This window comes from Niveibacterium sp. COAC-50 (assembly GCF_013184235.1).
In the GTDB taxonomy this organism is placed as follows: Bacteria; Pseudomonadota; Gammaproteobacteria; order Burkholderiales; family Rhodocyclaceae; genus Niveibacterium; species Niveibacterium microcysteis.
This window is the reverse complement of record NZ_JABCJM010000002.1, coordinates 871,511-885,891: the sequence shown is the minus strand read 5'-3', so window position 1 is coordinate 885,891 and position 14,381 is coordinate 871,511. Positions and strand designations below refer to the sequence as shown.

General features: G+C 66.6%; 10 protein-coding genes. 8 read left to right on the top strand and 2 right to left on the bottom strand.

Annotation, left to right across the window (positions count from 1 at the left end; all coding sequences use genetic code 11):
- Window positions 1-38: 38 nt before the first annotated feature.
- A complete protein-coding gene (locus HH302_RS11530) occupies window positions 39-1,052 on the bottom strand; it encodes a hypothetical protein (protein WP_172202314.1) in 1,014 nt (337 codons plus the stop codon).
- A 585-nt stretch (window positions 1,053-1,637) separates the two neighbouring features.
- Between HH302_RS11530 and HH302_RS11525 the strand changes: the two genes are divergently transcribed.
- A complete protein-coding gene (locus HH302_RS11525; protein WP_172202313.1) occupies window positions 1,638-2,231 on the top strand; it encodes a TonB family protein in 594 nt (197 codons plus the stop codon).
- A 77-nt stretch (window positions 2,232-2,308) separates the two neighbouring features.
- Here HH302_RS11525 and HH302_RS11520 read toward each other — a convergent pair whose 3' ends face one another.
- The gene (locus HH302_RS11520) at window positions 2,309-3,109 is read right to left on the bottom strand and encodes a YaeF family permuted papain-like enzyme (RefSeq protein ID WP_172202312.1); all 801 of its coding nucleotides are present in this window, start codon (window positions 3,107-3,109) and stop codon (window positions 2,309-2,311) included.
- Between the two features lie 161 nt (window positions 3,110-3,270).
- On the opposite strand from HH302_RS11520, the gene HH302_RS11515 reads away from it, so the two are divergent.
- From HH302_RS11515 to HH302_RS11485, 7 genes are all read left to right on the top strand, one after another.
- Window positions 3,271-3,687: a DUF2946 family protein gene (locus HH302_RS11515; protein ID WP_172202311.1), complete on the top strand. Its 417-nt coding sequence runs from the start codon at window positions 3,271-3,273 to the stop codon at window positions 3,685-3,687.
- Window positions 3,688-3,756: 69 nt separating this feature from the next.
- Window positions 3,757-5,922 carry a TonB-dependent receptor gene (locus HH302_RS11510; protein WP_172202310.1) on the top strand — a complete coding sequence of 722 codons (2,166 nt, stop codon included), beginning with the start codon at window positions 3,757-3,759 and terminating at the stop codon, window positions 5,920-5,922.
- On the top strand, window positions 5,919-7,409 hold the full coding sequence (locus HH302_RS11505; RefSeq protein ID WP_172202309.1) for a PepSY domain-containing protein: 1,491 nt from the start codon (window positions 5,919-5,921) through the stop codon (window positions 7,407-7,409). The genes HH302_RS11510 and HH302_RS11505 overlap by 4 nt, the downstream gene beginning before the upstream one ends.
- A gap of 99 nt (window positions 7,410-7,508) precedes the next feature.
- The gene (locus HH302_RS11500; RefSeq protein ID WP_172202308.1) at window positions 7,509-8,420 is read left to right on the top strand and encodes a PilZ domain-containing protein; all 912 of its coding nucleotides are present in this window, start codon (window positions 7,509-7,511) and stop codon (window positions 8,418-8,420) included.
- Window positions 8,421-8,438: 18 nt separating this feature from the next.
- Entirely contained in the window at window positions 8,439-9,485 is a 1,047-nt protein-coding gene (locus tag HH302_RS11495) for a GTP-binding protein (protein WP_172202307.1), read from the top strand.
- Window positions 9,486-9,656: 171 nt separating this feature from the next.
- Entirely contained in the window at window positions 9,657-12,920 is a 3,264-nt protein-coding gene (locus HH302_RS11490) for a hypothetical protein (RefSeq protein WP_172202306.1), read from the top strand.
- A 196-nt stretch (window positions 12,921-13,116) separates the two neighbouring features.
- The gene (locus HH302_RS11485) at window positions 13,117-14,379 is read left to right on the top strand and encodes a multidrug effflux MFS transporter (RefSeq protein WP_172202305.1); all 1,263 of its coding nucleotides are present in this window, start codon (window positions 13,117-13,119) and stop codon (window positions 14,377-14,379) included.
- Window positions 14,380-14,381: the final 2 nt, after the last annotated feature.

Here is a 14,381-nt window from a genome sequence, read left to right as displayed (position 1 = left end):
CCCGTCGCGCCGGGCCGGCGCCACGCTGCGCATCGGCGTCAGATCGGCAGGCGGCTTGCCTCGGCAAAGCTCATCGTCACCTTGCGCATCGCGCTGCGCGGGAAACGCACCTGCAGGGCTGCGCGGGTGACTGGGCGAAGCCGCTCGGCTCTGGCATAGGCGAAGCGGATCTCGCGCAGCGGCTCGTTGCTCTCGCCCTCGACGAGCAGGTTCATCGCGGTGAGGCGCATCGTGCGCGTGGTGATCGAGACCAGCGACTCGGCGCTCTCAAGCACCCCGCGCACCACTTCCAGCTCGTGTTCCAGCGCATCAACGCCGGCGCCCGAGGCCGCCAGCGCGCGGGTGTTCTCCTCCAGCAAGGCCTTGAGCGCTTCGCCGTCCTTCCCCCCGTCGTGCACATCGAAGCCGGTGCCGTGGCCATGCAGCATCTGCAAGCGCGTTTGCAGCAAGGCACGGTCGTCGGAGAGGCTCTTGCGCTCGTCCCGCAGGGCGTCGATGCGCTCCAGGGCCACCATCGCCAGTTCTTCGAACATCCGCCACGCGACGGTGCGACCAAGCCCCTCCGCGTCAGGGGCGACAATATGCACTCTGGGGTTGGAGAAGCTCACGCTGGTCTGCACCACGTCGCGACGAAGCATTTCGCCCTCCATCGCCATCCCGAGCCCCTTGCGCTCGATCAGCGTGGTGCCCAGCACCGCGTACGCAGCGTCCAGCGTCGGGTTCTGCTCGAACAAGGCCTGCAGCGGTTCGGAGCGGCTGAACGCATTCACCAACTCGTCGGGCGAGACGAAGAAGGCCGCCAGCTCGGGCGTGCCATGCCAGTGGTCGGGCGACGCATCGCACGGTGTCGGCATCTGCTTCACGCTCGCGATAATGTGGCGGATCGTCGCGCCAACGCCGGGAGCCAAGCGCTCGTCGTAGCGCGAGCACAACGCCAGCTTCGGATCGGTCTGCCGGATCAGGAAGTCTGTTGCATCGCGCACCAGCTGCGGCGAAACCGTTTCAGCCGGCGCGGGGCCCTCTTGCTTACGCAGCCAATCGAACAGTCCCATGGTTTGCCTCCGTCGCCGTGGTGTGCCAAGTCGCATGGTGAGCGCGGCGCGATGGCAGCGCCAGTGCCTGCGTCAACACTTGTCATTGCGTGCCTTGGGGTGGCGCAACAGGCGCCACGGCGGTGCATCGCCGGCGCTTTGGCAGTAACACCAAAATTGTCACCGGGCGGGTTGTGCGCCGCGCGGCTTGCACGCCACAATTGCCGCCCTGATACGAGCGACGCCGTGAAATCGCCCCGTATCAGCCTGATTTTCCAAGTCATTGCGCCGGGGGGCGCAATGCCGCAATCGAACATCATCCGAGCTGCAGCCAGGCGCGAAGTCTGCCGCGGCAGATTCGGCGTATTTTTTGCTTCTCGCAATTCTGGCGCTGGAGACCGTCTGGCGCGCAAGGGGTGGCTGCTACCGGCGGCTGCCTTGGGATTGATGATCTGGGGGGTCGCTCGATTGAAGCGCTTGGCTGCATGGGAAGGCGCGCGCACCGGAGTCCGCGCGCAGAGCAGGAAACATCGCTGGAACTGGCTTTGCGGCGCCGCGCTGCTGGCAGGCTGGCACGCGCCGGTAAGCGCACAGAACGCAAAACCGATGCCTCAGGTGATGTCGGAGACCGAGGTCTCGGAAGCCACCCGCCGGCAGGCGGAAGGGCCGATGCGCTTCATCCTGCAGGTGGAACAGGCAAAGGACAAAGACAAGGACAAGAAGCCGGCGCCGCCGCGCGAGGCGAAGCCCGCCGCCCCTGTCGCTACCGCGAAACCTCGCCCAGCACCGGCGCCGGCGCCCGCCACGGCGGCGGCCGACAAGCCCGCAACGGCCACGCCGGCAGCGGAAGCACAAGCAGCGCCCGAGAAGCTCGCCATCGCGGCACCGGCGCTTGAGGCGCCACCACCCGCGGCGCCGGAGCCTGCCGCCCTGCCGCCGCCTCCCCAGCCGACGCTGGTCACGATGGTCGAGCCGGATATTCCGACACCGGTGCGCCGGCGCTTGAAGGGCGCGCAGAGCGCCACGCTGCGTTTCAACGTGACGCCGGAAGGTGCGGTAGCGGATCTGGAGGTGCTGGAGATCAGCAACGCCGCCTTGCGTCAGCCGGTGGTCGACGCCATTCGCCAGTGGCGCTACAACCCGCCCGGCCAAACGGTGGCGCAAAAGGTGCAGTTGCAGGTGCTGGAGACCAACGACTAAACGGCCGGACGCGCGGCTGACACTGATGCGACAAGGGCGCCCACGGGCGCCCTTTGTGTCACTGCGCTGAGTCCGACTCAGGCGCCGTCGGGGATACGAACCATCGGCGTCGGCGCGGGCGGGAACTTGAGGTGACCAACGTAGGTGAGCGGCTGGTCGACCTGGATCGATGACACGTCGCCCTCCCGCATGTGGAGGATGTCCGCCGGCGAAACCCAGGTCGGATTGGACTTGGTGATCGGGTGGCCCGCCTCGCGGTAGGCCTCCAGCACGAACTGCGAGCAGAAGAAGCGGTCGTCCGCCGCGCTGCCATTGCCCAACTGCACGGTGGCCAGCCCGTTGATGCACGCATCGCGGATCGAGGCCGGCACCGTCGGCAGTTCGCACAAGCGGCGCTCGATCGAGAACGGCGCCTGCATCATCACACCGACGTAGTTATAGCGATCGCCCACTTTCTCTTGCGCGAAGCTGCGGATGCGCGCAGCGCCAGTATCGTCCAGCGACGGATGGCGGAAGGCGACAACAACCGACTCCTCGTCCAGCACCTCGGCCACCGATCGCACCCGCACGCCCTCGCCGACGGCTTCGGCCACTTCGCCATTGCCGATGTACAACGCGGCGTGGCTCACCGGCGCCAGCGTGAACAACCGGATCCCCGCCGAGGTGATGCCGTTGGCGGCCGAGAGCAGGATGTCCCCCGCGCGCAGCAGTTGCGCACCGATCAGCGTGCCACCGTTGTGCGGAGACAGTGCCGCGCGCTGGAAGGCGATCGGCGGCTGGCCACCCGGCTCGAGCGCTTCAAGCGGTTTTTCCGCCACCTGGGTGGCACACGCACTGCAGCACAGCAGCAGCGCGATCAGGACAATTCTCTGGATCACAGGCGGAGCCCTTCAAGACGAAGTCGCGATTGAAGCAGATTCGCGCCGCCCGGCGCCAGAGTCAGAAGCACTTCATGGAATGCCCGGCGTGCCGGTCCGCTTTGCACCGGTCAAGAAAACGCGCTGCGCTGCCTTTACCGCGCCGAAAGCCGCATGATTGAATGGCGGCCGGTTTGTCACCGAGCGTTCGCCCCTTGTTCCTGTATCGCCGCCTGATCGTCCGCCTCACGCTGATTGCCGTGCTGTTCGCACTGCTGGCGCCGGCACTCGTGCACGGCGTGCGGATCTGGCAAGGCGCGACGCTGCTTGAACTCTGTTCGGTACGCGGCACGCACCAGGTATTGCAGTTTGCGGACGGTCATGTCGAGAAGCTTCCCGCTGCCGAGCACGACGGCCACTGCAAGCTGTGCCAAGGGGCAGGACACGCCCCCGCGCTGCACACGCAATCGGCCGAAGCAGCGTGGTACCGCGTGGCGCTGCGTGCCCAGGCGCCGGTACCGCCAACGCTGCCACCTGCGCCCCAGGGCGGCACCTTGTGGACCGCGCTACGAAAGCATGAGCCTCCGCACCTGAGCTGAAGTTCCGCACTCCCACGCGCTGCCCAACCCGGGCGTTGCGCCATCGATCGCACTTCAATCAGGTCCATCATGTCGAAACACTTCCGTCTCGCGCCGCTCGCGGCCGCGATGGCGTGTGCTTGTGCGCACGCCGAAGAACCCGTTATCACCCCTCCGGCCACGCAAGTCGCGCAGGTCGAACGCATCGTCGTATCCGGCTCGCGCGAAGCCACCTCACTGCGCGCCACGCCCGCCGCGGTTGAACGCATCGATGACGCGATGCTCGATGCGCGCCGCCCCACTTTCATCAGCCAGGTGCTCAACACCGCCCCCGGCGTGTACATCACCGACCTTGGCAACGAGCAGCACAACACCTCGATCCGGCAGCCACTGTCCTACCAGGCGGTGTATCTGTACCTGGAAGACGGCCTACCGATCCGCCCGGTCGGCCTGTTCAACCACAACGCACTGTACGAGCTGAACCTCGCCTCGGCCGGCGCCATCGAGGTCATCAAAGGGCCTGCATCCTCGCTGTATGGCGCCAACTCGGTCGGCGGTGCGATCAATCTGCTGACCGCGGCGCCGAGCGAGGCGCCCGAACTGCAGTTGGGAATTCAGCGCAGCAACGACGGCTACACCCGCGCCGAGTTTGATGCCTCGAACAATTTCGGCGCGCACGGCCTGCGTGCGAGCGGCTACGTTGGCACACAACACGACGGCTGGGAGGCGCATTCCGACGCGGACAAGCGCAGCCTGTCGCTGCGCTGGGACTGGCAGATCGCGTCGCAGCTGCGGCTCAAGACGGTGGCGAGCTACAACTACCTCGATACCGACATGCCCGGCTCGCTCAATGCGTCCGACTACGCCAGCCGGCCGGCGTTTTCGCCCAACACATTCACCTTCCGCAATGTCGAGGCGATGCGGCTGTCGTCGGCGCTGGAGTCGCGCTGGCGCGCCGAGAGCCTCAGCACGCTGACGGCCTGGTGGCGCGACAACTCCACTGATCAACTGCCAAGCTACCTGATCTTCGATACCGGCGCGAGCACCGCGTCCGGCCGCACCACCGACCAGCACTTCCGCTCGCTAGGCGTCGACCTGCGGCACCGCGAGGATGTCGCCCGCACGCTGCGCCTGATCGGCGGCGTAAGCCTCGACCATTCGCCGGTGGACGCCCGCGAAGACAACCTCGCAATCACGCGCGACCCGGCCAGCGGCCGCTACACCGGCCACCGCGTCGTCTCGGCACGGCGCGACTACGACGTCACGGTGCACAGCGCCGCCGCCTACCTGCAGGGCGAATGGCGACCGCTGCGCGGCTTCACGCTGACCGCCGGGGCGCGGCACGACGACATCGGCTACGACTACACCAACCATCTAACGCCATCGGCCACCACCGGCGCGACCTCCGGCTCGCGCGATTACTCGCACACCAGCCCGAGCATTGGTGCGGCGTGGGACGCGACCCGCACGCTCAACCTCTACACCCGTTACAGCCAGGGTTTCACGCCGCCCGAGGTCAGCAGCCAGTACGGTGGCGCGCTCGCCACGCCTGATCTGCGCCCGGCGGTGTTCGACAATATCGAGGCCGGCGCGCGCTGGGCACGGCCAGACCACCGCCTGAGCGCGGAACTGACGGTCTATCGCCTCGCCGGCAGCGACGAGATCCTCAGCTACACGATCCGCCCCGGGGTGTCGGAACCGCGCAACGCCGGCAGCACCCGCCATGTCGGCGTCGAATTCGGCAGCCAGGCGCGGCTGGGCAGCTTCGAGGCGATGTTCTCCGGCGCATGGGCCAAGCACCGCTACGGCAACTACCGCCCGAGTTCGACACTCGACTTCAGCGGCAAGGACATGCCCGGCGCACCACGCCTGCTCGCCAACGCCGAGCTGGCATGGCTGCCGGGCGAGCGCGCGCGCATCGCGCTGGAAGGCCAACATGTCGGCGCCTACTGGATGGACAACGCGAACACCGTGCGCTACGACGGCCACACCCTGGCGCACCTGCGTGCGAGCTGGCGCGAGGGCGGTTGGGAAATATTCGGCCGCATCGCCAACCTGTTCGACGCCCGCTACGCCGAGATTGCGGCCAGCAGCTACACCGGAAGCGGCTTACGCGCCCCCGACAAGCAGGACACTTACACGCCCGGCGCACCACGCACCTTCTTCCTCGGTCTGCGCTACCACTTCGGCGGCACCCCGCCAGAGGCAGGCGCCACCGAGACCGCCCAAACCCACAACGACGGGGTGCGCTCATGAGAGCAATCCTTTGGGCGACACACCGCTGGCTCGGCATGCTCAGCTGCATCGGCAGCGTGTTGTGGGGGTTGTCTGGCGCACTGCATCCGGTGCTCTCACGTGTCCAGCCGAGGGCCGCTGCAATGCAGCCGCCGATGCGCAGCATCGACACCGATGCCGCCGCACCGCTCGCAAGCCTGCTGCAAGCGGCTGGCGTAGAACGCGTCGCCGCGCTGTCGCTCGCTGACGTGGCGGGGCAGGCCACATGGCGGGTCGAAACCCAACCGGGCACCACGCCGCGCTATTTCGCGCTCGACACCGGGGGCGAGCTGGATGGCGCGGATCAACTGCGGGCCATCGCGCTCGCGCGGCACTACGCCGGGCGGCCGGACGCGCCCCTGCGCGCCGTGACACCAGTACACCGTTTCGATGGCGACTACCGATCCAGCAACCGCATCCTCCCAGTCTGGCGCGTCGACTTCGCCGACGCCGGCGGGCTGCGCGCCTATGTCGACACCGCGCAGGGGCGCCTTTTCAGCCTCACCGATGATCGCCGCGCGTTGCTGAGCCGCCTGTTCCGCATCGGCCACAACTTCGAGCCCCTGGCCGGCTGGCCCGGGCCGCAACGAGCCCTGGTATCGCTACTGCTGGTGTTCAACGCGCTCTCGGCAATGATCGGCTTGTGGTTCTGGTGGGCCTTGCGGCACAACGCGGCACGCAGACTGGCACGACGTCCGCTGGCACGCTGGCATCGGCGGCTCGCATGGCCGCTTGCGTTGGTCATGCTCGCCTTCAGCCTCAGTGGGCTGCTGCATCTTTGGGTCGGTGTCACACAGGACGCCGCGCCCCCACTGCAGGCCAAGCTGTCAGTGCCAAGCAGCGAGCTCGGCGCGGTGCCCGCGGGCCGCTTCACGCAACTGGCGCTGGTCGCGGCCGGGTCACACGCAGAATGGCTGGGTCAGCCCGCCCACACACAAGACCTCGCAGCGAGCGGCGTTGCGTCCGGCGGCCGTTCGGGGCATGGCGGCAGCGTCAATCTGCCTCATTGGGTGCGATTTGCAGCGGGCAGTGGCGCTGAACTCGGCCATCGCATTGATGCGCTCGCACTCGCCCAGGCAGCGAGCGCAACGGGGGCGCCCGCCACACCGCTGCGCGCCGGCGTCTGGATCACCCGCTTCGGGGGGGAGTACGGCTTTCGCTTCAAGCGGCTGCCGGTGTTTCGTGTCGATGCGCCGGACGCCCGCCTGTACGTCGAACCGTTGAGCGGCGTGGTCGTGCGCGCAAGCGATACAGACGCACTGGAAAGCAGCGTCTTCGCTGTCGCCCACATGTGGCGCTGGCACCCGGCATGGAAGGACGCCATCGAGTGGATACAGGCTGGCGTGGCCGTGGGCGTAGTCGCCCTGGGCCTCGTGGGCGCATTGTTGTTCCTGCGCCTGCCGCGGCCGAACCAGCGCCGCCGCCCGACACGGCATGGTGCGGCAATCGCCAGCGTCGCGACGCCGTAGGGCTGCGTTGCCTGGGGCCCTTCAGCTTTTACGGATTTCGCCGACAATGCTGTTGGGCCCAGGCGAACCCGCGACGGGCCATCAAGCAAACCGTGCCCGATGTCCGACAAGCAGCAGGTCCTGATTCCGGTCGCAGATTTCGAGCTCACCGTCGGCAAGCCGGTGCCGTACAACCTGTTCACGCGTGGCGGCATCCTGGTGCTGGCGGCCGGTTCGGTGGTGGCCGACGACGACATGCTGAGCCGCCTGCTCAGTACGCGCCCCTTCCGCACCGCCGAGGGCATCGCGCGCGCTGGCATGGCGCTGGTGGACGAGAGCGACAAGGAACTGCTGATCGGCGAGAGCCGCGACCCGTTCCGCGAGCTGGGTCACTCGGTCGAATCGATCGAGCTGTTCCTGCGCCTGCCCGGGGACGATGACACGCGCCCATACAGCGTGCCGTTCTTTGGCCTGATGCCGATGCAGGCGCTGATCGTCGGCGCCCCGTTCATCAGTCGCAACTTCTTCTGGCGAGACCACGAGGGCCTGCCGCTGTTCGTGAAGTTGCGTAGCGGCCGCTACCTGTACGCCTTCGAGACCAGTGTGACGCGCTACGGCGCCGCGCCCACCGCCTATCTGATGCTCGGCTACCCGAAAGTGGCACAGCGCAAGGCCTATCGCTCGTCGCTGCGGGTCAGCGCAGCGCTGCCTGCGGTGATCGACGCAGCCGGCAAGGAAAAGCTCAAGGTTGCGATCTCGGACATGTCCGACAAGGGCTGTGCCGTCGACACGCAATTCGTGATCGGCGAGATCGGCAGCCAGGTGACACTGACCTTCCGCATGCGCCTCGACAACGAGGCCTACATGCTGTCGCTGCCATGCATCATCCGGAACCAGCAGACACGCAAGGGCGGCCTGCTGCACTACGGCCTCTCGTTTGGCGACACCCATCAACATCTGCCCTGGCACCAACGCATGGCGCTGAAGGCGTATCTCTACGACGGGTTGATTGATACCGGCACGCGCCAATAGCCGACCTACAATCAGCAGATGCGACCTCCTGTTCCCGTCACCCTGCTGACCGGCTTCCTGGGCAGCGGAAAGACCACCCTGCTCAACCACCTGCTGCGCGACCCGGCCTTGGCCGGCTGCGCCGTTCTGATCAACGAAGTCGGCGAGGTCGGGCTCGACCATCTGCTGATCGAACGGGTGGACGAGGAGGTCGTGCTGCTCGAATCAGGGTGCCTGTGCTGCACGGTGCGCGGCGACCTGGCCCGCACCCTGCGTGAGCTATGCGTGCGACAGGAAGAAGGGCGCCTTGCCCGGCTCGACCGCGTAGTGATCGAAACAACTGGCCTCGCCGACCCGGCACCGGTGATCCACACGCTGATGCGCGACCCGTTCCTCGCCTATCGTTTCAGGCTTGACGGCGTTGTGGCGACGGTCGACCCGCGCCATGCGAGCTGGCAACTCGCCCAGCACCCGGAGGCAGAACGCCAGGTGGCCTACGCCGACCGGATCGTGATGACGAAGTGCGACATCGCAACGCAGGCCGAACGCGATGCCGCCGGCCGGGCACTTGATCGGCTCAACCCCTCGGCAGCACGCTTTGAAGGCCACATGGGACGAGTACCGAGCGAACTGCTGGCCGGCATGGCCTTCAGCGCCGGGCCGAGCGCGACGGCGGCACTCGGCACCTGGCTGGGCAGCGGGCGAATCGAAGCCGCCGATGCGCGCGACGCGTTCGGCCGCAGCGTGCGCGCGACCCACTCACGCGACATCCAGACCCACTTGCTGCGCTTTGAAACCCCATTCGAGTGGGATGCCTTCGCCGACGCGCTGGATCTGCTGCTGCAAGTCACCGGCGAGCGCATCCTGCGCGTGAAAGGCCTCGTACACATCGCCGGCGAATCGGGCCCGCGCGTTGTCCACGCAGTACAACAAGAACGCTATCCGGACAGCAGCCTGCCGGATTGGCCCGACGCCGACCGGGACACCCGGCTGGTCTTCATCACGCGCGATCTGCCCCGCGCACCACTTGAAAAGGCCTTCCTCGCGCTCTGCGGGGTCAGCGCGCGGCCAGCCGTGCCGGCCTGAGTCGCCAGCAAGCCAGTCGGGGCAGTTGCTTGTCATTTATTACGGATGCATCATCCGAAACTCACTTTTTGTAGTTTTCAGCGATTTGCGGGGCAGCACATGGGTATTCAGAGATTCACATCGCTTCAATGGCTTCGCTCCGCAGGCCTTTCGGCCGTCGCAGTCGCCCTCATGTCGGCATGTGGCGGCGGCGGCGCCGCATCAGGCGCCAGCACAGGTGGCACAACCGGCGGTGGCGGTAGCGGCAACGAAGGCGAAGTGGTCGCGCCGCCCAACATCATTGCTGGCCAGGCAATCGGCACCGTCACGGTGGCCCCGGTCACCGATGCCAGCGGCCCAATCGTTGCCACCTTCGGCGTCACGCTGCCGCCTGGCACGGCCGAGAACATCATTGCGCAGCGCGCCGGCGCGAATATCGCCACGCAGATCGACGTCAAGCGTCGCCACGCCGACGGCACGATCCGCCACGCGATCATCTCGACCCAGCTGCCGGACGCCGCAGGTGGCCCGATCAAGCTGGCCACTGCAAATACCAGTGCAACGGGGGGTGCCGAACTCGCCACGATGCTGGCCGGCACCGTCAACTACACGGTGGAGATCCGCGAAGCCGGCACGAGTTATCGCACCAGCCTGCGCGACGCGCTCAAGAATGGCGGCGACCCGTGGCTCAGCGGGCCGCTGGTGAACGAATGGCGTGCGCGCGTAGCGCCCGTGGACGCCAACAAGGTCGCCCACCCGGGTCTGCGCGTGCTGTTCGACGCACGCTTCGAGAACAGCAAGCGGGGCCGGGCGTCGATCACGATCGAGAACGTCGAATCCACCGCAGCGCGCGGTGACCGCACGTACGACATCACGATGACCGACGAGCGCGGCACCGTGCTGTTCACGCAGACCGCCATCACGCAGCCCTTCCAGACACGCTACCGCAAGGTGTTCCAGTTCGGTGGCGCAGCAAGCCCGATCGTGGCACCGGATGTAGCGCTGCTGAAGAAGAGCCGCGCCATCCTGAACTACACCGACACGCCGCTGCCGGCGAGCGCTGTCGACAATATCGTCAGCCAATGGACCAAATCCAAACGCGGGCTCTTCGACAGCGGCATCGTCACATCGGCGATGCCCAACACCGGCGGGCGGATGGACATCGGCCCGCTTCCGGGGTGGACCGTCGTCGCCCTGCTCTCAGGCGATCCGAAGGCGTTGGCGGTGATGTATGACGCCGGCGAGCGTGCCGGCGTGTTCTCGGTCCATTACCGCGACGCAGAGACGGGCGACATCATCAGCATCAACAAGCATCCAACCGTCACCCTCGGCAGCGCCTCGCAGTGGTCGGACCCGGCCGACCGCCTGCCCAACACCACGCTGCCGCGCACGACACCGCATCAGCCGGATACCGCCCACCAGCCCTCGCTGGCCTTCGTGCCGTACATGATCAGCGGTGATCGCTACTACCTCGACGAGCTGTACTTCTGGGCTGACTGGAACCTCATCTCGATGCACCATGACTACCGCGAGAAGGAAAAAGGCCTCGTCCATAACGACCAGGTCCGCGGACAGGCATGGTCGATGCGCACGCTCACGCAAGCGGCATGGATCGCGCCGGGCACCGACTGGCAAGCCGCGTACTTCGACGACAAGGTGCGCCAGAACCTTAGCTGGTACGCCGCCAACGCGATTCCAATGAATCCACTCGGCTGGTGGAAAGGCACCTCCAGCACCGATGGATCGCTGGAGCAGGCACCCGAGCCGGGCATGTCGCCCGAGGTCACGCACTGGTTCTCACCGTGGATGAACGATTTCTTCGCGCTGATGCTGGCGTACTGCTCGGATCTGGGTTACCCCGCCGCAGCCACACGCGACTGGACGCTGGGCTTCACCGCCAAGCGCTTCACCAGCGGCCCTGACTTCAGCCCCTTCGATGGCACCAGCTATCGCCTGGCCGGCCTCCTCAAAGGCAATGTGCCGATCAAGACGATGGCGGACTTGACCCGCTACAGCTTCTACACCCGCACCACCGGGGCACCGACCGACCTGCACTCGACCGGCGATTCAGCCGGCTACGCGATCCAGGCGTACGCCGCGCTCAGCGCAGCACATGACGCCGGCGTCGCCAAAGCGGACGACGCTTTCGTATTCGTGCGCGAACAGATCCTCAAGAAGGGCGGCACCAACGCCTACCTCGGAGACCCGACCTGGAACATCGTTCCGCGAACCGCGGTAGCCGGCATCAGCGGATCACCGGGGCTCAACAGCGGCGGCACAACGCCGACGCCACCCTTGCCGCCGGTCGTCGATGACCTGCCGCGCGACGCCAACGGCGCAATCAAGCCGGAGTGGTTTGCGGCCCTGCCACTGAACGCATGGACCGAGATGCCGGGCTCCCGCCTGCTCGACAATGTCGCCGTGCCAGCCGGTTTCACAGCCAGCGATCTGACCTCGATCGTCTACGCATGGGGCGGGGCGGCACTCGATACCAAACGCAACGGCCTGCACCTTTTCGGCGGCGGCCACGGCGACGGCAAGTGGAACGGCCTGCTGTTCTTCGGCTTTGACAACTATCGCTGGAGCACCACCTGGGGTGGCACACCGCGGGAGCAGATCCTCGGCAATACGCTCAATTGGTCGAACAACGTGGAAGGTACGGACTCGCTCAACGCCGACGGTAATCCGATGTCTTCACACGGCTGGTACGGCTATGCCTGGATTCCTGAGCGGGATGAACTCTTCCTCGGCGTTCGACGCAGTGTGCTCTGGGACTTGACGGCAAAACAATGGCGCAAACCCTTCCTCGACTGGAGCAACTCGAAGTGGTCGAGCGACATTCAGGCCTGGCCACACAAGGGCAAAGTTTACGTCTTCTGCGCCAGCAGCGAATACGGCGGTTGGGTATTCGACCCGGCCGGCCAGACAACGCTGGCCGATGGCAGCAAAGCCGTTGGTAGCTATACCCCGATCGCTGGCTTGGCGGCGAGCTACCCGTGCCGCTGGAAAGAGATCGCGGTGCACATGCCGGAACGCGGCGAGGTGCTTCGCTTCCGTCCGAAGGACAGCAGCACACCAGTGCACGTGCTGACACTGGATGACTTCACGCGCAGTTACAAGGTCGATCCCACCGGCAAGGGCTGGGAAGCTGTCGTGAATGACTTGCCCTACACCGGTGACGTCGCGGGGGCAGCCTTCGCGCCCGGCGCCACGCGCGCCGAGGATCGCGTTTACATCCTCGAGAACGCGAGCAACGGGCGGCTTTGGGAGATCAACCCGAACGACTGGAACGGCAAGCTGATCAGCACGACTGGCACCGGCCCAAGCGCTGCGCGTTACGGGTATTACAGCCGCTTCGTGTTTGACCGCAAACACGGTGTGCTGATGGCTATGCCCGCCGTGCAAGCCAACGGAAGCACAGACGTGCCCAACGTCCGCATCATCCGCGTGCGCTAGCAAGCACGCGCACTGCGCCGGTGTGGCAATCGTGCCGCACCGGCGCAGCGTCGGCCGTCGTCGCGGTATCCTTGTCCATTGCGACAAGGAAGCTTGACTGTGACACCCCGCCTCACCCTGGCGCAGCGCCCTTCTGCGCTTGCTTCATCCGCCAGCTGCGTTTCCGCAGCGGCTTCGTTCCTGCCCGGCACAAGCCATGTCAGCCCCGCCCAACGCTGAGTTCCAGCCCGCCGTGACCTGGCATCGGCCGGTGTGGGTGCTCGCCGCGTTGCTGGCGACACTGTCTTCGCTTGGTCCGTTCGCGATCGACACCTACCTTCCGGCCTTCGAGGGGATTGCGCAGGGGCTGGCGACGACGCCGGTCCATCTGCAGCAGACGCTGTCGGGCTATCTCGCCGGCTTCTCGGTGATGATGCTGTTCCACGGCGCACTTTCGGACAGCTTTGGCCGCCGCCCCGTCGTCTTCGTCGGGCTTGCGGTGTTCGCGCTGGCCAGCGTCGTATGCGCCACCGCATCGCATGTGGGCGTGCTGATTGCCGGGCGGGTGCTTCAGGGCATGAGTTGCGGCGCCGGCATCGTGGTCGGCCGCGCGATCGTGCGCGACCTGTTCGCCGCGGTGCATGCGCAAAAACTGATGAGCCAGATTACCCTGTTCTTCGGGGCCGCGCCGGCCATTGCGCCGATCATCGGCGGCTGGCTGTTCGCCGGATTCGGCTGGCGGGCGATCTTCTGGTTCCTCGCGCTCGTCGCCGTCAGCGTGCTGGTGCTGGCCGCCCGCACGCTACCCGAAACCCTGCCTCCCGAGCGCCGCCAGCCCTTCACACCGCTGGCGCTATCGCGCGGTTACTGGCAGGTCGTGTCGGACAAACGCTTCCTGTTGCTGACGCTGGCAGCCGGCGTACCGTTCAATGCGATGTTCGTGTTCATCCTGTCGGCGCCGATGCTGCTCGGCCACCATCTCAAGCTCGCGCCGACGCAGTTCTTCTGGCTCTTCTGCTGGGGCATCAGCGGGATCATGGGGGGTGCGTGGGCAAGCGGCCGACTGGCCGGGCGCATTCCGCGCGAGCGGCAGGTGCGCTGGGGTTTCGGCATCCTGCTGGTGGTCGCGTTCGTCAATACGCTGTACCACGCCTTCGTGCCGGCCAACGTGTTCTCCGCGATTCTGCCGGTCGGCCTGATCGGCTTCGGTTGGTCGATGCTGGCACCTTGCGTGACGCTGCTGGTGCTGGATCGCTTCCCGGAACGGTTGGGTCTGGCCTCGTCCCTGCAGGCCTGCCTTGCCAGCCTGTCAAACGCGATTGTCGCCGGGCTCGTTGCACCGATCGCAATGGCCAGCGTCGCTGGCCTTGCGCTGGCGTCCTTCGTCCTCGGCTTCGCCGGCTGGGCGGCGTGGAAGCTCTACCGAATGGATGTCCGGCGCGTCATCCGTGCAGAACAGCAGGCTCAGCAGGACAGTTAATC